Origin of the sequence: Nonomuraea sp. NPDC049269 (assembly GCF_043197155.1) — a bacterium.
Classification (GTDB): Bacteria; Actinomycetota; Actinomycetes; order Streptosporangiales; family Streptosporangiaceae; genus Nonomuraea.
Genome location: NZ_JBICSO010000010.1, coordinates 506,622 through 525,080, shown reverse-complemented (window position 1 = coordinate 525,080; position 18,459 = coordinate 506,622). Strand labels below are relative to the sequence as shown.

Sequence of the window (18,459 nt, the reverse complement as noted above, 5' to 3'; positions counted from 1 at the left end):
GCGTCGGTCTCGGTGATGGAGCCGACGGCTTCTGTCGGGGACGATCTCTATGGTCTGCGTCATGACCACTGCCGTGCCGGCGCCTGGCGGCGCCCGCCTCCTCACCCCGCACCCCCGCGCCCCTCGGCGCGACGGCCTCGCGGGGGTGGGCGCGTGAGCGGGTGGGAGCACGTGGCGCAGGCCATCGCCGCAGGTGACGCGTCCAGGACGGCTGACGAGGTGTTACGCCTGGATACGGCCGGATGCCACGAGACGGCCCGTCGGCTGCCCCGCCACATAGGCCCTGCCCGGCAGGCCACGCAGGAGCACTTCGACCGGCTGCGGGCACAGATCACAACCGAGAACGAACACCATCGCAAGACGTTCATCGACGCCGAGGTGGCCCGCGGCCTGTCCGAGGACGAGGCGTTTCACCGGTGGTGGTCGACCGGCTCCTATCGGGCCCACCACCACGACGTCGACTGGACGATGCGCGACGACTGGATCGCCCCCATGCTGGTCGCGGGCGCGGGCACCCTGGGTGGCGCGGCCGCGGTCGCCACCTGGATCTTCCGGCGCGACTTCGCCGGCCGGAACGGAGACCTCCACCTGGAGCCGCTGCTGCGGGTCATCGCCGCGCGCCCACCCGAATGGCAGGCCGACCTTGCCGTACGCGTGGCAGGACGCCTGCGCGGCACCAGCCGGCAGCGGGCGGACGGCACCGTCGCGCTGGCGCTGGAACTGCTGCGCCGTACCGGAGCCCCGCTTCCCGACCATGAGCCGCTGGTGGCCGCCTGGGCGTCCACACCGCCCGACCTCGACGACGATCCGCTGGCCGAGCACCTGATTCCGCGCCTGTTCGAAGCCGAACGCGTGGGCCGGTTGCTGCGCGACGACCGAGGCGCGGAGGGGCAGGACGGCCGCCGGTCCTGGCTGCACGCGCTGCGCGACCTGGCCGCGGCCGGGCGTATTGAGCGGGAGGCGCTGGTCGACGGGTGCGTACGCCGGTTCCTGCGTGGCGGCAGCACGACGGACCTGCGGTTCTTCGTCCGCCTGCACGATCTGCTGGAGCCCCGGCCCCGAAGGCAAGCTCGTACGTGCCGGGCTCACCCTGCTCGACCAGGCCGCCCGTGCGGACGGCGATGACCTCGACCATTTGGCGCCCGCCCTGGCCTCGGCGTTCCTGTGCGAGTCCTACGAGGTCAGGCAGCGGTCGGTCCGGCTGGCGGTCAAGCACGCGCGACGGTTCACGCCGGCCGGAGCCGAGGCGGTGCGGGAGGCGGCGGACGCGCTGCCCCCGGACCTGGCGGCCCTCCTGGCCGAGGCCTACGGCGCCACCACGACGCCGCCCAGCCCCTCCGATCCCGGCGGCTTCGAGGCCGTCGAGCTGCCGGCGTTCAGCGCGCCGGGCCGCCGGCCCTTCCCCGGCCCGATCAAAGACCTCGCCGACACCTTCGACCAGCTCCACCACGAATACTCACTCGATCGGTGGCTCGACGGCTTCGTCCGTAATCCGCACAACAGGAAGCATCCACAAGCCCTACAACGTCACCCTCGACTTCACCGACATGAACCTCTACATCGCCCGCGGCAAGGCCACCTGATCACCGCGACCGCACGGCCGTCATAGGAGTTGCCGGCTCCTACGGGCGGCGGGGTAAGGGCGAACCAGACGCCCTTACCCCGCCGCCCGTTGCCGTACCAGGTAGGCTTCCGGGCGCCGCAGTAGCCATGCGCGGCCGGAGCCCAGCGGGTCGCGTCCCAGCTCAGGCGCGGTTTGGCGGCTCATCGCACGGTTCTTGACGGCACCCCGACTCCCACAAGACGATTCCGTCCTCGTGGCATCGGACGCGGGAGCGGACGGCGGAAGTAGGTGCCGATCACAGCGCTCCGAACAAGGGCGGCGCACCCCGATCGCGGTGACAGCCTTGGCGCCGTTCAGGTGCGGCTCGGTGTCGGCTCCGGGTCGGGGAGAAGGGCGGCCGGGCGGTGGGGGAGCAGCAGCGGGGTCGCCAGCAGGAGCACGCCGGCCAGGCCGATGGCCGTACGCGGGCCGAGCAGGCCGCCCAGAACGCCCCAGACGGCTGTCAGGAGCGCGGCCGAGGCCTTGGTCGTCACCGCCCAGGCGGACAGCGTTCGGGCGACCCGGTCGGTCGCGGTGCGCTCGAGGCGGTAAGTGGCGCTGACAGGGTTGAAGACCCCGCAGCAGAAGATGAGCCCGAGCTCGACGCCCATCACCAGGAACAGCCCTCCGGTGCCCGGCCCCAGGAAGGCCAGGCCGATGGGCCAGAGCGCGCGCAGCGCCCCGGCCACGACCAGGACCCGGTGCTGCCCGAACCACGTGACGAGCGGCCGGGCCAGTCGCGAACCGAGCAGCCCACCGATCGAGGGCGCGGCGAAGGCGAGGCCGTACTCCCACGGTGTGAACCCGAGCTGACCGAACATCAGGACGGCCAGCAGCGGCTGGGTGGCCATCACCAGGCCGTTGAACAGGGCGGTGTTGAACAACAGCCGACGCAGCGCCGCATCGGCGAGGATGTACCGCCAACCGTCGACCAGGTCCCCGGCCCGCAGGCGCGCGGCCGCCCGGCGCTCGGGCCGCGGCTCGTGCCCGCCCATCGCGCCGATGCCCAAGGCCGAGAGCAGGTAGCTGACCGCATCGGCCACCACCGTCGCCACCGGACCGAGGAGCCCGATCGCCGCGCCACCCAGCGGCGGTCCGATGATCGTGGTCGTCCAGGTCGTGGACTCGAATCGGGCGTTGGCGACCAGCAGGTCCTCGGCCCGCAGCAGCGTCTTCAGGTACGCGCCGGAGGCGGCGCGGAAGGTGATGTCGGCCGCCGCGACGACGACCGAGACCAGCAGGAGCTGGAGGAAGGTGAGCACGCCGAGCGCGAACGCGGTGGGGATCGTCAGCAGCGCCGCGAACCGTACCAGGTCCATCGCGATCAGCACCGGCCGCTTGCGGCGGAACTCCACCCACGGCCCGAGCGGCACCGCCACCGCCGCACCCACCAAAGCCCCCACGCAGGAGAGCGCGGCGACCTCGGCCGGTCCGGCGTGCAACACCTGGACGGCGATCAACGGGAACGCCCCGAAGGCGAGCCACGTACCGAGCGCGCTGGTCCCATACGCTCCCCAGAGCCACCCGAACCGCCGTCCCAGCCGGTGCCTGTTCCTCATGCCCGATGCTCCTCGTCACTCATCCGTACAACCGATCGGCGATCGAAGGCATCAAAGCGCGCGCCATACCAGGAGATCAAACAACTGCAGGGCTGTCGGCCACAACCAACGGTTGTTCCCGTAGGGTGTCGGCATGGACCTCGACACCGTCCGGACCTTCGTCGCCGCCGCCGACGCGGGGCAGTTTCAGGAGGCCGCCGCCGAGCTGGCGGTCACCCAGCAGGCTGTCTCCAAGCGCATCGCCGCGCTGGAGCGCAACCTCGGCGTGCGGCTGTTCACCCGCACCGCGCGCGGCGCCGAGCTCAGCATCGATGGGCAGGCGTTCCTGCCCCACGCGCGCGAGCTGCTGCGCGTCGCCGAGCGCGCGGTCGCGTCCGTACGCACCGGCCGCCGTCCGCTGCGCGTCGACATGATCGCCTCGCGCAGCGCGGCGTCGGGCCTGATGCGCGGCTTCCACCGCGCGCACCCCGAGATCGAGCTCGACGTGGTGATGCTGTTCGACGTCGAGACGGCCCTGGCCGCCATTCGGTCCGGGACGATCGACGCGTCCTTCCGCGCCGTCGGCGTGCCCGGCCGGCCCCTTCCCGAGGACATCGAATCCGTCCGGGTGCTCGACGAGGCGCTCCAGCTCCTCACCGGACCCGCCCACGCGCTGGCCGGCGCCCGGTCGGTGACCGTCGCTCAGCTGGCCGGGCACCGGATCTGGATGCCCGGCATCGTTCCCGGCACCGAGTGGGCCGCCTACTACGACGATCTCGTCGCCGAGTTCGGCCTCACCATCGAGGCGACCGGCCCCAACTTCGGCTCCGACGCGCTCCTCGACACCATCGCCGACACCCCGGCCTTGGCCACGTTCATGGGCGAGCGGACCCGCCTGGTCTGGCCCGCCGACCACGGCCTGCGCCGCATCCCGGTGACCGGCCCGACGCCCGTCTACCCGCACTCGCTCCTATGGCACCGCGACAGCCCCCATCCAGCGCTGGCCACCCTCCGCGCGCACCTCGCCGCCACAACGGCCGGCCACGACGCCGCCGGGACCTGGGTACCGGAGTGGGTGCTGCCGCGCTGAACGCCGCCGCGTCCGCGGTCATCGTGGCCGGATCGACCGACGGTGACTCAAGGCAGGCATGGGCATCGACACACTCCGCACACCTCATTCGTCCGCTGTATCCGAAGCTTCCGTGGAGGCGGTTACCGGCCGGTCGGAGTGGGTGGGACACCACACCCGACCGCGCCGCTCATCGTGCTCAGCCACCGGCCGCTTCCGGCCGCTTCCGGCGGCGCACGACCGCCAGACGCTGGTCACCACCGGGATCGAGGATCGCACGGCAGGCCGCCGACAGGAAGGATGCCGCGCTCATGGGAGCGCTCGGCGTCACCCGCCTGCACAACGAAGTGACGATCCTCGTGACTTAGGCCGTCCTGCCCGCCATGCTCGAACAGGGCTGGGGACGCATCATCTATCTCGGTACCGGCCTCAGCCGCGCGCCCCGGGAGGGCATGATCGCCCTGGGCACGGCCAAGGCCGCATTGGCGCAGTTCGCCCGATACCTCGCCCAGGAACTGGGCCCGCGGGGCATCACGGTCAACATCGTCGAGCCCGGCCCGGTGGAGGACACCCGCATGGCGAGTGTGATCGACGAGGAGCACAAGCGGCGGCAGGTGGCCGTCATCCCTCTGGGCCGCCTGGCATACCCGGGCGACGTCGCCCAAGTGGTCGCCTTCTACGCCAGTGAGGACAACGCCTTCATGACCGGCACCTCAGCCGCGGTCAATGGCGGGATGTCCATGTACTGACGCATACGCGCGCGGGTGCGCGGCGGTGACACGATCAAGGAAAACGTTCATGTACACGATCGATCTCGCCTACGTGGGACGGGGCCTGCACGAGGAACTGGCCGCCTACATCGCCGACCAGCAGGACTTCTACGCCGAGGAGGGCGTCCACGTCACGCTGCGCGACGGCTGCGTCTGGGACGAGGAGCGGCTGCGCCGCGGCGCCACCATCGGGCTCGGCCGGGCGCTGCTGTCCCGGCTGACCGATGGCACCCCCTGGGTCGCGCTCAATGTCAACACCGACCGCCCGCTGTTCTGGTTCCTCGCCCGTTCCGACCTGACCTCCCTGGCCGACCTGGCGGGCCGGCGGCTGGCGGTGCACGCCCCCCACACCGCACCCGGGTGCTTCACCCGGCGTCCCCGCCACCTTCACCGCAGCCGAGTACTACCGCATCCCGGCTTCCTCGTGATCTTGTAGGATCCGCTGACGCACCCGAGCCTGTCAGGAGCAGACATGATCATGAATTTAGCCGCCGCTCTGGCCATGACCGCCACGCTCGGCACCGCCCCCGCCCAGCCGCCGGTCGGCAAGCTGCCGGGCACCTCGGCCAAGGTCGTGGCCAAGATGGCCGGTCGGCCGATCCAGCTCACCTCCTACTCGACGCCGTCGACCAGGCCGCCCTTCAGCAAGCGGGTCTGGGATCCGGTCAAGCGCGCGTTCGTGGAGACCGAGGGGGAGGTCGCCGTGTCGCCCGACGAGCGCTGGACGGCGACCCTCGCCGAGACCAGGCCCCCCGGCAAGCCGACGATGACGTTCGTGGACCGCCAGTCCGGCGACAGGACGAACGTGGAGCTGCCCGTCCCGGCCGACCCCGAGCAGGAGGGCCAGTACCTGCACACGCTCTGGCCCACATGGTCCCCGGACGGCCGCCACCTGCTGCTCAACGTGTTCGAGGCGGGGTTCGAGCCCCGTTCCGAGGGCATCGTCCTGATCGACGTGCCCACGCTGAAAGCCCGCTTCGTCCGCATCGAGAAGGCCCTCATCACCGTCGGCGGCTTCCAGTGGACCCGCGACGGCAAGGGTGTCGTGGTGCGCTGGGGCAAGAACGGAAAATCCTCCATCCGCCAGTACGACCTCACCGGCGCCGTCAAGCGGACCTGGCACGTACGCGGACGCCCGGCGGCCCAGGGACAGGGGACGTTCACCCCGTCGGGCCGCCGCTTCGTCACCGCCTGCATGTCGCTGGAGAAGTCCGCCTGCGTGTGGGACACGGCCACCGGCAAGGCCGTCACCAGGATCAAGCTGGCCTTCAGCCCCGTCTGGAGTCCCGTGCTGGGCTGGTACGACGAGAGCCATCTGCTCGCGCCGACCCCCGAGGGCGTGGGCGTCGTGGACCTCAAGGGCAAGGTCGTCGAGACCCTGCTCAAGGTGCCGAAGAAGCAGGGCCTCTACCTCCGGTTCGAGGCGCGCGGTAAGGGCTGACGACCCTCGCGTCCGGGCTCAGGTGTTGATCTGGAGGACCCAGATGGAGACGTGATCCGCGTTGTGGGTGTAGATCACGCGGAAGGTGTCGGTACGTAACTCCAACGCGCTGGGAATGCCGCCATACGGTACGGCCGCGAGCGGCTCAGGATCCTCGGCGAGGTCGAACAGGGTGTCCGCGATGATGGAACGCAGGCCGGGCGCGGCACGGCTCAGGATCTCGCGGACCGGGACATCAACGTGGAGGAGTCGTTTCAAGACCGCTCGCCGGGGGCTGGTAGGTCAAGGTCGGCGTACAGGGCGGCCTTGCTGTCGTACGTGATCATCTCGCGCTCGCCTCGCTCATTGGCGGCGATCGCTTCCGCCACGCGCCCGGCCTCCAGTTCGCGGTGGGCGCGTAGTAGTTCCTGGTAATCCTGCTCGGAGACGAGGACGGCGCGCTCGCTGCTGGAACGGCGGATGGTGGTGGGCTGGTGGCCGTGTACGGCGCGTGATACCAGGGTGCCGAGTTGGGAGCGGGCTTCGGCGATGCCCAGCGCCTCGATGGTCATGTGGATCCTCTCCCGCTTCGCTCTGCCCGAACGGTTCTACGATACGCGGCTGGCACTGAAAAATTGTACAACCTGAGCAACTTGTACAACTTGTACAACTTTACCCGATTCGCAGCTGACTGCTTTTGAGCCGTAGCCGATCCGAAGGAATCCATAAGTCCGTCGCACGAGTGTGAGGGGCAACCGTTCACCGCGCCGCGGTGTTCTTGCCGACGTTCTTGCCCCCACCTTCCTCGGTCTTCGGAGCCCTCATGACCACCCGCCGCTGGACGGCTCTACCCGTGTTGCTGGTCGCGGTGTTCGTGACCACGCTGGACTTCTTCGTCGCGAACCTGGCCCTCCCGTCCATCCGCGCCGACCTGCGGGCGGGCGACGCCTCTGTGCAGTTCGTGATCGCCGGGTACGGGCTGGCGTACGCGGCCGGGCTGATCGCCTCCGGGCGGCTCGGCGACCTGTACGGGCATCGACGGGTGTTCCGTACCGGGCTGGCGCTGTTCACACTGGCGTCGGCGGAGTGCGGGCTCGCGGGCGGGGCGGCTTGGCTGGTGGCCGGCAGGATCGCGCAGGGCGTCGCGGCGGCGCTGCTCGCACCGCAGGTCCTCACGCTGCTCGGGGAGCTCTACCGGGGCGCCGACCGGGCCACGGCCTTCCGCTGGTACGGCACGGTCGTCGGCCTGGCCGGGGTGAGCGGCCAGGTGATCGGCGGTGCGCTGGTGGCCGCCGAGCACCTGGGGCTGGGCTGGCGGGGCTGCTTCCTGGTGAACGTGCCCATCGGCGTCGTGGCGCTGGCCATGACCGGACGCGTGCTCCCTGCGCCCGTGCCGTCACCGTTACGGCGGGCCGGGCTCGACGTGGGCGGAGCCGGGCTCGTGGCCGCCGGGCTGGTGGCGGTGGTGCTGCCGCTGGTCGAGGGCCGTGAACAGGGCTGGCCGCCGTGGGCCTGGTGGTGCCTGGCCGCCTCTGGTCCGATCCTGGTCACGTTCGTCCGCCGGCAGCGGCGGCTGGTGCACGCGAGGCGGACCCCGCTGCTCGACCTCGACGTGTTCACCGACAGGACGTTCGCCTGGGGCCTGGTCGCCGTGGCGCTGCTCTTCGGCACCTCGGCCGGGTTGTCGTTCGTGCTCGCCCTCTACTTGCAGGACGGCCTCGGCCTCGGCCCGCTCGCTGCCGGAGCCGTGTGCACCGCGCTCAACGCGGGCTTCTTCGCCGCCTCGCTCCGCCCGGGACGCTTCGGCGCACCCGTGCTGCTGCTCGGGCTGTGCCTCCTGTACGAGGTCGTGGCGCGTGCGGCGCAGCCGTACCAGGTGGCCATGGCCCTTGTCGTGGTCGGCGCCGGGATGGGGCTGCTCATGTCGCCGCTGCTCTCCTCGGTGCTGTCAGCCGTACGCCCCGAGCGGGCGGGAGCCGCGGCCGGGGTGCTCGGGACCGTTCAGGAGACCGGGGGAGTGCTCGGCGCAACGATCACCGGCACCGTCTTCTTCGGCACGCTGGACGGCGGCGACTGGCGGGCCGCGATGCTGGCCGGGCTGTCCGTGCTGGTCGCGGGCGCGTTGGGCGTGCTGGCCCATGCCATGATGCGTCCGCCCGCACGTACCCCGGTGGCGGCGAGAGCATGCGTGCAGCAGGATGGCGGGACATGCTGATGCTGTGACCGGCTTCGTCATTGTCGAGTCCCTCGGGTCGAGCGTGGACTGACGATCAGGGCGTCGCGTTGTGCGGAGCTCAGGCGGTCAGGCCTCGGGGTGATGCCGTACGCGCCGCGCCCGACCTGCTCCACGGTGAGCGGGTCGGAGAGGATCGGACGACGGCTGATCGTGTCCAGGGCGTCGGCCGCCCGCTGGATGGGCCAGTTCAGTGCCGTGGCGAGTTCGTCCACGGTGAGTGGCCGAGCGGCGTACACCAGCGCGGCCAGCACCGTCAGCGCGTCGCGCACGACGGCGTCGGTGAGGCCGCTGCCGTTCATCTGCTCGCTGATCCAGGTGAAGAACTGAGCCATCTGGCCCAGCCGGGTGCCGGCGGGCGTGCCGGCGCCGAAGATCTCGATCCCGTGCCGCGCGGCCGCCGCGACCTCGGCGTGTGCCCCGGTGTCGGCTTTGAACGCCCGGAGCCAGACGTCGTCGTCGATGACGTACCGCTCGCGGCGGCCGGCCTCCTGCATGCGCCTGACCAGCTCGATCGCCTCGAGGTAGCCGATGGCCTTGGACACCGACGCCGGGCTGACCTGCAGCCGGCGTACGAGCTCGGCGGACGTCAGGCCCCCGGAGTCGGAGGTGAGCAGGCAGACGAACACGCGAGCGGGCATCCGGGGAAGGCCGGTCTCGACCAGCAGCGTCGCGAACCGCTCCACGAAACCGCGTACGGACGCGTCCGGCCGCCCGTCGGCCGGTGGCTCCGGGACCTGAACCGGTCTGCGGCGGCGGGCGCGCTGCCCGGCGGCCTGCTGGGCGCGGTCGGCCAGATATCCGTCGCGCGCGCTGTTGCGTGCCACTTCGCGGCTGATCGTGGACGTGGGCCTGCCCAGCCGCCGGGCGATCTCGGCATATCCCAGCCCGTCGGCCAGCCAGATCGCGATCTGCCGGCGATTCTCGTGGGTCAGCCTGCCTCCGGGCATGGGCCCGCCCTCCTGTCAGTTGTGCGTTCACCAACAGTACATTGCAACGGCTGGTCGGCGTGGGTTGCATTTATCGACAATGCTGTTGCAACGATCTGCGCGAATGACCAGTATGAAGGCGCATCATGGGGAATTTCTCGTTGACTGCATTTGAAATGCAACGTAGCCTTTTCTCGCTTGGAAAGAAACGAGGAGCACCTATGACAAGAGCGTTGGATGTGCCCCGGATGCGAGCTCGCGTGTCCGAGCTGCTCGCGGAATACCGGATCCCGAGCGCCGTGATCGGCGTCCTCCGCGACGGAGAGATCACCGACTTCGCTGTCGGCGTCAAGAACATCTCCACGCGGGAGCCCGCGACGACCGACACCATCTACCAGTGCGGCTCCGTATCCAAGACGTGGACCGCCCTCGCCTTCATGCAGCTCGTCGACGAGGGGAAAGTCGCCCTGGACGAGCCGGTGCGGACCTATCTCCCTGATTTCCGGGTCGCCGACCCCGATGTCAGCGCCAAGGTCACACCCCGCCATCTCCTCAACCACACCAACGGCATCGAGGAGAGCTACGGAGATCCGGGGGAGGACGACGACGTGTACGAGCGCATGGTGGCGAACATCGCCGGCGCAAGCCAGGTCCACCCCTTGGGCCACACGCACGGCTACAGCGCGGCCCTGGGCTACGCGATCCTCGCCCGCATCATGGAGGTGATCGACGGCAAGCGGTGGGACGACATCATGAAGGACCGCCTGTTCGACCCCTTGGGACTGACCTCGACGAGCAGCCGGCATGAGCACGCGGACCAGAACCGGGCCGCGACCGGATACCTGATCCGATCCCTCGAAGAGGGCCCCATCCTCTCGCCGCTGGATCACCTGCCGCGCTCCTTCGGCCCCGGAGGCAACGTCAACACGACAGCCCGCGAACTGCTCACAATGGCGTACGTCTTCCTCAACGAAGGAAAGGCGCCGAACGGGACCAGAATCGTCTCACCCGGCATCATCCGCGAGATGACGGAATCGCGGGTCCCCATACCTGACCCGTACATGTTCGGGCCGGAATGGGCACTCGGCCTCATCGTGTGCGACTGGCACGGCCAAACCGTCTACGCCCACGACGGCAGCGCGGTCAGCCAGAGCGCCCGCCTGCGGATCCTGCCGGAATCGAACATCGCCGTCTCGATGCTGGCGAACGCCGGGCCGCGCGACAGCTTCTACCGGAAGGTGTTCAACGAAATCCTGGCCGACCTCGGCGCGGTCACGATCCCCGACCTGCCGGAGCCCGACCCGACCCTGGCCCTCGATCTGTCCAGGTACGAAGGCTCCTACGAGCGTCCCGGCACCCGCTACGAAGTGGCGGCCGAACACGGAAAACTCCACCTCAGGTTCACCCTGAACCCCATGGAGGCGCAACTCCTCGATAAACCAGAACAGCTCGACTACGAACTTCTCCCGATCAGCGAGACCCACTTCTTGATGCCTTCGAACGATCCGCTCGAAGACCCGCAGACCGTCGCGATCTACGACTTCAAGAATGGTGCCGCACAGTATCTTCACCTCAATTGCCGAGTAAATCCGAGAGTTAATGAGGAGGGTGCCACGATGCATGTCATGGCTGTTTCCACGATTTCCGACACCGACGGTTTCTGGGATTGCCTGAAGACGGCGTACGGCCGGCTTCCCAAGGGTGCCAAGTGGACGCTGGCGGTGGCGAGCACCGACGGGACCAAGGCGGTGAACGTCATCGTCCATGACTCGATCGACGGCGTCAGGACCTTCTTCGAGGATCACGCCGGCGCCTTCGCCACGACGGATTACTTCGAGGCCGACGCGTCAAACGCGGTCGGCCTCCCGACGACGTAACCGCTCCTCGCACTGCCGTCCGCCCGAGCAGCATTCGACACCGCCAAGACCCCATCTGCTTACGGGACGACTTTGCCGGCCAGGAAAGATCCGTCATCGTGCGTCGCGTATCCCGAGAATGTAGATCGCGGTGAGCGCGACGGCACGGTTTTCGTCATGTGACAGATCTGCGAGGGCTCGTGACGCCGTGGTTCCCGGGATGTCCGCGAGCGCCTGTGTCAGCCGTAGACGTGCGGACGGTTCAACGGTGGCGTGGGCGAGGCGATCAACGAGCCTGGTAGCGATCTGATCCGCCAACGCGGGACGACTAGCCAGCGCGCTCAGGGCGTCGGCCGCGTCGACGTCATTCGTCCCCTCGACGACGATGTCGATGAGCGTCGGGATCGCGTCGACCACTCCACGTGCCCCGAGCGTCAGAGCCGCATATCTGCGGACCACGATGTCGGGGCTCGTGAGGGCGTCCTGCAGCAGTGTGGTCGCCGCACCGTTCGGAATCTCGGCGATGGCCTGGACGGCACGTTTGCGCACCTCGGCCACTGGTGAGCCGAGGCCCTCCGCCAGCAGCGCGAATCCGTCATCGCCTGATTGCGCCAAAGCCCATCGAAGGGCTCCGGCGACGTTCGGGTTCGTCTCGCTCAGCACTGCCTCGACCAGTGCTTCCACCGGCATCGGCGCCTCTCCGACTGAGGACAAGGCCGCGCGCTGACGCTTGTCGGCGCTGTTCGACCCCAACGCCTGCAGGAGTGCGACGATCTGGAGGACGTCCTCCCAGCCGGTGGGTTCTACGGCGTCGATCCGGCGCAGTCGCGTGAGCAGCTCCGTCTCCGCCGCGATGCGTTCTCGTGTCTGGCGGATGAGGTCGTCGACGAGCTCTGAGGGCGTGAAGTCGGGATCATCGAGTGCGCGCCTGACTTCACGCAGCGACAGCCCCAATGACCGCAGGCTCTCGATCTGGAAGATCCGCCGGATGTCCTCGCTGGAGTACTCGCGATAGCCCGCCTCGGTACGGCCCGTTGGCCGCACCAGGCCGAGCGAGTCGTAATGCCTGAGCATGCGGGCGCTGACCCCGGACCGCCGGGCCACATCACCGATCAACACGGCCCATCACTCCTCCTTGCTGGTAGTGCCGAGAGCCACCACGCGCTTCGCCTCCTCGATCGCGAACTCGAATGCGGCATCCGGGTCGTTCAACAGCCGTTCCGTGGCGATCGCGTGGGCGCGTACGCGTGGGTCGAGATCCGTCATCGCAGCGTGCAGCGTGGGCACGATCACCTCACCGAGCGCGACCAGCGCTCGGCTGAGGCTCAGCTGCATCTCACGTGCGCCGCGCCCGAGTTGTGTCGACAGCACCGCGGCCAACTCGGGCTCCTCACCTTCGGGCACGAGCACGACCGCCGCCCGCCAAGCGCTCCGCGCCACCTCGTCGTCGGCGTCGGACAGAAGCGCCCGGGTGATCGCCGGCCAGGCTTGCCGATCCCCGATCTTGGACAGCGTATGCAGTGCCTGGCTTCGTGCCTGCCCGCGCTCCGAGTGGAGTTCCTTGAGAACCTCTGGAACCGTCATGGATGGTGAGTGGCGGGTGAGTGCCCAGGTCAGCATATCGCGCACATGGAATTCGGGTTCGATCGCGCATCGTTCGATGAGCTTGTCGATGAACCGCGGGTCAGGGGCCGTACCGACCGCCATCGCAGCCCGCAGCCGCACTGACGAGTCGCTGTCCTCCAGCCCCTCGAAAGCTGGTTTCTGCATGGTCATCGGGACCACCTCCTTGGCAACAGTGAAGGCCTTGTCACTGTGTCAAGGTCAAGCGGGATCACCAGGCACCCTGCCCGAGTGGACCGAGGTGAAGGAGTCCAGTTCGTCTGCTCGCCGGAGGTCCTTGGGGCGGCCTATGGCGCGACGCATCCGGATGAGGTCTCTTCGGGAGGCGTAGTGAACTTCCAGGCCGCCCGGGTCGACCGCGGTGATCGCGTGGTCGAGGAAGTCTTGGACTCGAAGGTCGCCCCAGGGGAGCGCCGGGGTGCAGCAGTCGCCGCTGGCTCCGGGTGAGGTGAACAGCGCTTTGGGGCGGAGAAAGGACTCCGGGTGAGGTGCTACGGGGATGCCCTTTTCGTCGATCAGTTGGGCATTGACGGAGGTGAAGGCGGCCGCCAGGGCTGGGGCGTGCGCCGGGGCGCCATCCCAGAGCAGGTCCAGATCACCGGTCAGTTCGGTGGATCCATGCATGATGCCGGCGACCTGCCCGATCACCACGGCTCGGACGCCGCTGTGATGGAGGGCTTCGAGCAGCGGGAACGGGTCGAACCCGATGGCATCGTCCGTGCCGATCGTGCCGACGACGTCGGCGTCCTGGTGGCTCAGGCCGGTGCTCGCCCGGTTCAGGGCCAGTTCGCGGGTGCGTCGGGCGGCGGCGCGGAGTCGGTCCAGCGGTTCGTCGATCATCTGATTCATGTAACACCATCAGCGGTGCTGGGGCATCGCCGAGAACGGGGGAACGGTGTTCACGCATCGGCCCGCCGCGTCGAGGATCCGTCCGCTGTGCTTGATGACGCGCAGGGTGATGGCGCGGTCGTCGACTGTCATGCGGGGCAGGCGGGCGGTGAGCCGCTCCTCGAAGCGCACCACGTCCGACGTCGTACGCAACCATGCCTCCAGATACAGGTTCTGCGGCCCGGCGGTGAGAAAGGCGACCCGGACCTCGGGGATGGCGGCCAGTTCCTTGTTCGTCTCGGCCAGTGAGTCCATCGGCACCCGCGCCCAGAAGCAAGCGGTGACCGGCCAGCCCGACAGCGTCCGCGCCATGTCGCAGCGCAGCGTCAACTGACCGCTGCCCAGCAGCGCGTTCATCCGGCGGCGGGCGGTGGCGAGGCTGGTGCCGATCTCCGCGGCGAGTTCGGCCAGGCCCAGCCTGCCGTCCCTGGCCAGCGCGCCGGCCAGGGCATGGTCCACTTCTCGCAGCACGAGGGGCGGCGCCGGTCGCGGGCGCGCCGCCTCGCTGAGGCGAGTCACCGCGGCGGGCTCCAGGTTGCGCAGCCGCCAGCGGCTGCTGGCCCGTGCGTCACCGACCATCAGGTAGCTGCCCATGCGCGCCACGCCAGGTAGCCGACCGGGTCGTTCCAGCAGGTAGTGCGAGAGTTCCTCCAGGTTCCGCGCCACGACCAACGCGACCAGGTCCCGGCGACCACTCATCAGCTTGATGCCGTAGGCCTGCGGATCCGCCGACAGGGTCTCGGCGACCTCGACGACGCGTCCTGGATGGCAGTTGATCTCCAGGATCGCCCCGCATTCCTGCGTGAACCCGTTGGTGAGGAAGCCGGTCACCCAGGCATGGTTGGCGGACCGCATCCGGCGCCAGCGCCGTGACGCCGTGGCCGGGTCGACCTGCAGAACCTCGCCGACGAGTGACCACGGGGCTCGGGGGTGGATCTGCAGGGCGTTGACGATCGCCAGGTCGAGTTCGTCGGGCAGCTCGGCCATGTCACATCCCTGCATGTCTATGTTGCACGGAATCCGGCATTCAGCCGACCGTGGTGAAAAAATCCGGCGATTTCGCTGAGTGCGGTGAATGCCGTACCGAGACTACCGGCCTAAGGGCTCCACGCCACCGGCGCGAACTCACTCCCTGGAGACAGCCAATGACCTGGGCTCCGGCCTGCGACACCTCCCTGCGGTTCGAAGGCGCCGTGCTGATCGACGGCTCCGGCGCCCCGCCCGTTCCGAACGCCACGGTCATCGCCGATGAGGGCGGCCGGATCCGCTACGCCGGCTCGGCCGCCGAGGCGCCGGCCACCTCCGAGGCGGTCGTGATCGACGTGACCGGGCATACCCTGCTGCCAGGGTTCTTCGACTGTCATGTCCACATGGCCATGACTCCCGGCCGTCGGCCGGCCGAGGGGCTCGGCGCCGACCCGGTGGTGGACGTCATCGCCACCGCCGGTCGGCTGCGCGAGACCCTGCACGCGGGGGTCACCACGGTCCGCGATCTGGGCGGCACCCCCGCCGGATTCCGTACGGCCATCGAGCAAGGCCTCATCGAAGGACCTCGCCTGCAGGTCGCCGTCAAGGTCATCGGGCATACCGGCGGCCACGCGGACTGCTCGCTGTCCAGCGGGATCAACGCCGCTCCCTGGCTCACCGAGCTCGCCGACACCCCTGATGAAGTACGCGTGGCCGCTCGCCGGATGTTCCGGGACGGTGCCGATGTGATCAAGGTGTGCGCCACCGGGGGCATGGGCAGCCCACACGACGATCCCGATGACGAGGGGCTGACCATAGAGGAGATGCGGGCGGCGGTCACCGAGGGACGCCGCCACCGTGGCCGCAAGGTCGCCGCCCACGCGCAGGGAGCCGCCGGAATCCGCAACGCTCTGCTCAGCGGAGTCGCCAGCGTCGAGCACGCCTACGGCATCACCGATGAGCTGTGCGACCTCGCTCGTCAGCAGGACGCGTTCCTGGTGCCGACCCTGGCGACCGCGTTCCGGCCGCTCGATCCGGTCGGCATGCCCGAATACCACTTTCGCAAGAAGTCCCGCTGGGCGGGCGTGACCAAGGAGAACATCGCCCGCGCCATCTCCCATGGCGTCAAGATCGCCGTAGGCACCGACGCGGGAGTGACACCCCATGGGTTCAACCTGCGGGAACTGTCCTACCTCGTCGAACTCGGCATGGAGCCGATGGCGGCCATCATCGCCGGCACCCGCACCTCGGCGGAGTTGCTCGGCCTCGCCGACACCCTCGGCACCGTCGAGGCAGGCAAGATCGCCGATCTCGTCGTCGTGGCCGGCGACCCACTCGCCGACATCTCCCTCCTCGGCAGTCCGCGGAGCGTCGTCCTGGTGGCTCAGGCCGGAGTCATCCGTAAGAACCTGCTGCTACACCCGCTGACTACCGGAAAGGAACAGCTATGAAGATCAGCCGAACTCGCATCGCCATCAACCCCCTGCAGTGGGTGGCCAGTCCTGATGGCTGGATCGACCCTTCGCTCGCGCCGTCGTTGGACGCGCAGCTCAGGACGATCCGTGAGGCCGGACTCATGGCCGTGCACAGCTCCGTACCCGCCGGTGTGACGGTAGAGGACTACGCGAAGTCGCTCGCCGATCACGGGCTGAGTGCCGCGCCGGGGTACCTCCCGGTTCGGCTCAGCGACGACGCGACCGAGAAGGCGCAGGCACTGGAGAGCGCCGCCCGCGCAGCCGAGCAACACGCGGTGCTGGGCGTGCCGACGATGTTCCTGGCCATGGGCATGGCCAAGGACGCGCCACGCGTGGCCCGGCCGGCGGTCGGTCACCTGGCCGACCAAGACCGTCTGGAACGGGTGCGGGACCTGCTGGCCGAGGTGGCCGGCGTCATCGGGGCCGGCGGGATCACTCCGGCCTTTCACCCGCACGTGGGCACCTGGGCCGAGACGGAGGAGGAGACCCGGTTCGTCTTGGACACCGTGGACGCGTCGGTGCTCGCCTTCGGCCCGGACATGGGCCACCTGGCCTGGGCCGGCGCGGATGCCGCACAGCTCGTCCGCGACTACGCCGACCGGGTGGCGAGCGTCCACATCAAGGACCTCCGGCTGACGCTCGCGGAGCGGGCCAGGAGCGAGGGCTGGGACTACCGCCGGACCGTCCTGGCCGGCCTGTGGTCCGAACCGGGCCATGGCGACGCGGATGTCGACGGTTTCCTGCGGGCGCTGCCGGAGGACTTCGACGGCTGGCTGATCATCGAGGTCGACCGCGGCGCCCAGGCGACGCCGGAGGACAGCGTCCGGTTGTGCGGAGCATGGGCGGCCGCGCACACGTAAAGGTTCCTGCGGCCGGAGCACGAGGAGCAATGATGAGCGGCCCGGTCGTGCACATCGTCGATGACGACCACGACCTGAGACAGTCGCTGGCCTTTCTCTTTGAGAGCGTCGGCATCCAAGCGCTCACGTACCCCGACGCCGTGACGTTCCTCGCCGAGTACGACCCGGCCGAGCCGGCCGTGCTGATCGTCGACGTCCGGATGCCTGGCGTGAGTGGGTTCGAGCTGCAGGAGCGGCTGCTCGGGCTCGACTATCCCGCCCCGATCATCTTCTGCTCCGCTCACGGTGACATCTCGATGTCGGTACGGGCGCTGAGACGGGGGGCGGTCAACTTCCTGGAGAAGCCGTACAAGCCGCAGCAGATGCTCGAAGTCGTTCAGGAGCAGTTGCGGGAAGCCGGGCGGCGCTTCAGCGAGCACGCTCACCGGCAGACCGTCCGTGAACGGGTCGAGTCGCTCACCGCGCGGGAGCTCGAGGTGCTCAGGCTTGTCGTCGACGGCCTGCCCAGCCGGCTCATCGCCCGCCGGCTCGGCACCAGCGTGAAGACCGTCGATGTGCACCGCGCCCGGATCAAGGCCAAGACCGGCGCCGAGAGCCTGGGGGCGCTGGTGCGTGATGTGCTCCAGAACCGGATCGAGCCGTGACGGCCCGGTGGCGTCACGAGGATATGACCGGTCAGGCGCTGAGAGCGTGGAAGCGGCGCTGGAAGTAGACCAGGGCGCCGCCGTCCGCACGTGCGGTGACCGCGTCGATCTCGACGAAGGCCACCGTGTGCGAGCCCTGCGTACGCCTGGTGACGATGCGTCCGACGATCGAGGCGAGCGCGTCGCGCAGGACGGGTACACCATGGGTGTCGAAGTCCCAGGAGCCCGCGCCGAAGCGCTCGGCGGTCGGCACGTTCGTCGCGCCGGCGAAGTGCATCGCCAGCTCTTCCTGGTCGGTGCCGAGGACATTGACGCAGACGCGCCCGTTGGCGAGGACGATGTCGTGCGAGCTGCTGGACCGGTTGACGCAGACCAGCATGGTGGGCGGGGTGTCGGTGACGGAGCACGCCGCGCTCACCGTCACGCCCGCTCGGCCGTGCCGGCCGTCGGTGGTGACGACGTTGACGGCGGCGGACAGGTTCGCCATCGCGGTACGGAAACCGCGCTGGGCCTCGGTCTGGTCGTCCACGGCTGCCTCCTGATGGTGAGCGGGTGCTTCCGAAGCTAGGCCGCGACCCTTGGGCG

20 protein-coding genes are annotated in these 18,459 nt (G+C 69.4%); 11 read left to right on the top strand and 9 right to left on the bottom strand.

Annotation, left to right across the window (positions count from 1 at the left end):
* Nucleotides 1-153: 153 nt before the first annotated feature.
* Both ACGFNP_RS48850 and ACGFNP_RS48845 read left to right on the top strand, forming a co-directional pair.
* Nucleotides 154-1,125, top strand: a complete 972-nt coding sequence (locus ACGFNP_RS48850) for a hypothetical protein (RefSeq protein WP_393329976.1) — start codon at nt 154-156, stop codon at nt 1,123-1,125.
* A 10-nt stretch (nt 1,126-1,135) separates the two neighbouring features.
* Nucleotides 1,136-1,609: a hypothetical protein gene (locus ACGFNP_RS48845; RefSeq protein WP_393329974.1), complete on the top strand. Its 474-nt coding sequence runs from the start codon at nt 1,136-1,138 to the stop codon at nt 1,607-1,609.
* A 308-nt stretch (nt 1,610-1,917) separates the two neighbouring features.
* On the opposite strand, the gene ACGFNP_RS48840 is transcribed toward ACGFNP_RS48845, so the two are convergent.
* A complete protein-coding gene (locus ACGFNP_RS48840) occupies nt 1,918-3,162 on the bottom strand; it encodes an MFS transporter (protein WP_393329972.1) in 1,245 nt (414 codons plus the stop codon).
* 133 nt (nt 3,163-3,295) lie between these two features.
* Here ACGFNP_RS48840 and ACGFNP_RS48835 point away from each other — a divergent pair, with 133 nt between their 5' ends.
* The 4 genes from ACGFNP_RS48835 (at nt 3,296) to ACGFNP_RS48820 (ending at nt 6,421) form a co-directional block, all read left to right on the top strand.
* Nucleotides 3,296-4,231, top strand: a complete 936-nt coding sequence (locus ACGFNP_RS48835) for a LysR family transcriptional regulator (RefSeq protein ID WP_393329971.1) — start codon at nt 3,296-3,298, stop codon at nt 4,229-4,231.
* A gap of 353 nt (nt 4,232-4,584) precedes the next feature.
* The gene (locus ACGFNP_RS48830) at nt 4,585-4,959 is read left to right on the top strand and encodes an SDR family NAD(P)-dependent oxidoreductase (protein WP_393330146.1); all 375 of its coding nucleotides are present in this window, start codon (nt 4,585-4,587) and stop codon (nt 4,957-4,959) included.
* 49 nt (nt 4,960-5,008) lie between these two features.
* Nucleotides 5,009-5,416: an ABC transporter substrate-binding protein gene (locus tag ACGFNP_RS48825; RefSeq protein WP_393329970.1), complete on the top strand. Its 408-nt coding sequence runs from the start codon at nt 5,009-5,011 to the stop codon at nt 5,414-5,416.
* Between the two features lie 36 nt (nt 5,417-5,452).
* The gene (locus ACGFNP_RS48820; RefSeq protein WP_393329969.1) at nt 5,453-6,421 is read left to right on the top strand and encodes a TolB family protein; all 969 of its coding nucleotides are present in this window, start codon (nt 5,453-5,455) and stop codon (nt 6,419-6,421) included.
* 18 nt (nt 6,422-6,439) lie between these two features.
* On the opposite strand, the gene ACGFNP_RS48815 is transcribed toward ACGFNP_RS48820, so the two are convergent.
* Entirely contained in the window at nt 6,440-6,679 is a 240-nt protein-coding gene (locus ACGFNP_RS48815; protein WP_358327701.1) for a hypothetical protein, read from the bottom strand.
* On the bottom strand, nt 6,676-6,972 hold the full coding sequence (locus ACGFNP_RS48810) for a type II toxin-antitoxin system Phd/YefM family antitoxin (protein WP_358327699.1): 297 nt from the start codon (nt 6,970-6,972) through the stop codon (nt 6,676-6,678). The genes ACGFNP_RS48815 and ACGFNP_RS48810 overlap by 4 nt, the downstream gene beginning before the upstream one ends.
* Before the next feature lie 251 nt (nt 6,973-7,223).
* Here ACGFNP_RS48810 and ACGFNP_RS48805 point away from each other — a divergent pair, with 251 nt between their 5' ends.
* Nucleotides 7,224-8,615, top strand: coding sequence for an MFS transporter (locus ACGFNP_RS48805; RefSeq protein WP_393329968.1), 1,392 nt, complete (start codon nt 7,224-7,226; stop codon nt 8,613-8,615).
* A gap of 17 nt (nt 8,616-8,632) precedes the next feature.
* Here the strand turns inward: ACGFNP_RS48805 and ACGFNP_RS48800 are convergent, their stop codons facing one another.
* A complete protein-coding gene (locus ACGFNP_RS48800; protein ID WP_393329966.1) occupies nt 8,633-9,583 on the bottom strand; it encodes a helix-turn-helix domain-containing protein in 951 nt (316 codons plus the stop codon).
* A 125-nt stretch (nt 9,584-9,708) separates the two neighbouring features.
* On the opposite strand from ACGFNP_RS48800, the gene ACGFNP_RS48795 reads away from it, so the two are divergent.
* Complete coding sequence (locus ACGFNP_RS48795) at nt 9,709-11,439, top strand: serine hydrolase (RefSeq protein ID WP_393329965.1); 1,731 nt, start codon at nt 9,709-9,711, stop codon at nt 11,437-11,439.
* A gap of 93 nt (nt 11,440-11,532) precedes the next feature.
* Here the strand turns inward: ACGFNP_RS48795 and ACGFNP_RS48790 are convergent, their stop codons facing one another.
* The 4 genes from ACGFNP_RS48790 to ACGFNP_RS48775 are packed head-to-tail and all read right to left on the bottom strand — an operon-like array spanning nt 11,533 to nt 14,916.
* A complete protein-coding gene (locus ACGFNP_RS48790) occupies nt 11,533-12,537 on the bottom strand; it encodes a HEAT repeat domain-containing protein (protein ID WP_393329964.1) in 1,005 nt (334 codons plus the stop codon).
* A gap of 6 nt (nt 12,538-12,543) precedes the next feature.
* Nucleotides 12,544-13,194, bottom strand: a complete 651-nt coding sequence (locus ACGFNP_RS48785) for a HEAT repeat domain-containing protein (protein WP_393329963.1) — start codon at nt 13,192-13,194, stop codon at nt 12,544-12,546.
* A 48-nt stretch (nt 13,195-13,242) separates the two neighbouring features.
* Nucleotides 13,243-13,890, bottom strand: a complete 648-nt coding sequence (locus ACGFNP_RS48780) for a hypothetical protein (protein ID WP_393329961.1) — start codon at nt 13,888-13,890, stop codon at nt 13,243-13,245.
* A gap of 9 nt (nt 13,891-13,899) precedes the next feature.
* Entirely contained in the window at nt 13,900-14,916 is a 1,017-nt protein-coding gene (locus ACGFNP_RS48775; RefSeq protein ID WP_358327685.1) for an Lrp/AsnC family transcriptional regulator, read from the bottom strand.
* Between the two features lie 158 nt (nt 14,917-15,074).
* On the opposite strand from ACGFNP_RS48775, the gene ACGFNP_RS48770 reads away from it, so the two are divergent.
* Genes ACGFNP_RS48770 through ACGFNP_RS48760 form a run of 3 tightly spaced genes read left to right on the top strand, consistent with a single transcriptional unit; the run spans nt 15,075 to nt 17,874 of the window.
* Complete coding sequence (locus ACGFNP_RS48770) at nt 15,075-16,346, top strand: amidohydrolase family protein (protein WP_393329959.1); 1,272 nt, start codon at nt 15,075-15,077, stop codon at nt 16,344-16,346.
* A complete protein-coding gene (locus tag ACGFNP_RS48765; protein WP_358327681.1) occupies nt 16,343-17,230 on the top strand; it encodes a sugar phosphate isomerase/epimerase in 888 nt (295 codons plus the stop codon). The genes ACGFNP_RS48770 and ACGFNP_RS48765 overlap by 4 nt, the downstream gene beginning before the upstream one ends.
* Nucleotides 17,231-17,262: 32 nt before the next feature.
* The gene (locus tag ACGFNP_RS48760) at nt 17,263-17,874 is read left to right on the top strand and encodes a response regulator transcription factor (protein WP_393329957.1); all 612 of its coding nucleotides are present in this window, start codon (nt 17,263-17,265) and stop codon (nt 17,872-17,874) included.
* Nucleotides 17,875-17,905: 31 nt separating this feature from the next.
* On the opposite strand, the gene ACGFNP_RS48755 is transcribed toward ACGFNP_RS48760, so the two are convergent.
* Complete coding sequence (locus ACGFNP_RS48755; RefSeq protein ID WP_393329955.1) at nt 17,906-18,403, bottom strand: flavin reductase; 498 nt, start codon at nt 18,401-18,403, stop codon at nt 17,906-17,908.
* Nucleotides 18,404-18,459: the final 56 nt, after the last annotated feature.

Excerpts from the sequence above, each read along its gene's own strand:
- ACGFNP_RS48760 (WP_393329957.1), top strand. The coding sequence starts at position 17,263 with ATGAGCGGCCCGGTCGTGCACATCGTCGATGACGACCACGACCTGAGA.
- ACGFNP_RS48810 (WP_358327699.1), bottom strand. The coding sequence starts at position 6,972 with ATGACCATCGAGGCGCTGGGCATCGCCGAAGCCCGCTCCCAACTCGGC.
- ACGFNP_RS48785 (WP_393329963.1), bottom strand. The coding sequence starts at position 13,194 with ATGACCATGCAGAAACCAGCTTTCGAGGGGCTGGAGGACAGCGACTCG.
- ACGFNP_RS48765 (WP_358327681.1), top strand. The coding sequence starts at position 16,343 with ATGAAGATCAGCCGAACTCGCATCGCCATCAACCCCCTGCAGTGGGTG.
- ACGFNP_RS48820 (WP_393329969.1), top strand. The coding sequence starts at position 5,453 with ATGATCATGAATTTAGCCGCCGCTCTGGCCATGACCGCCACGCTCGGC.
- ACGFNP_RS48800 (WP_393329966.1), bottom strand. The coding sequence starts at position 9,583 with ATGCCCGGAGGCAGGCTGACCCACGAGAATCGCCGGCAGATCGCGATC.
- ACGFNP_RS48825 (WP_393329970.1), top strand. The coding sequence starts at position 5,009 with ATGTACACGATCGATCTCGCCTACGTGGGACGGGGCCTGCACGAGGAA.
- ACGFNP_RS48805 (WP_393329968.1), top strand. The coding sequence starts at position 7,224 with ATGACCACCCGCCGCTGGACGGCTCTACCCGTGTTGCTGGTCGCGGTG.
- ACGFNP_RS48795 (WP_393329965.1), top strand. The coding sequence starts at position 9,709 with ATGGGGAATTTCTCGTTGACTGCATTTGAAATGCAACGTAGCCTTTTC.
- ACGFNP_RS48835 (WP_393329971.1), top strand. The coding sequence starts at position 3,296 with ATGGACCTCGACACCGTCCGGACCTTCGTCGCCGCCGCCGACGCGGGG.
- ACGFNP_RS48775 (WP_358327685.1), bottom strand. The coding sequence starts at position 14,916 with ATGGCCGAGCTGCCCGACGAACTCGACCTGGCGATCGTCAACGCCCTG.
- ACGFNP_RS48780 (WP_393329961.1), bottom strand. The coding sequence starts at position 13,890 with ATGAATCAGATGATCGACGAACCGCTGGACCGACTCCGCGCCGCCGCC.
- ACGFNP_RS48770 (WP_393329959.1), top strand. The coding sequence starts at position 15,075 with ATGACCTGGGCTCCGGCCTGCGACACCTCCCTGCGGTTCGAAGGCGCC.
- ACGFNP_RS48840 (WP_393329972.1), bottom strand. The coding sequence starts at position 3,162 with ATGAGGAACAGGCACCGGCTGGGACGGCGGTTCGGGTGGCTCTGGGGA.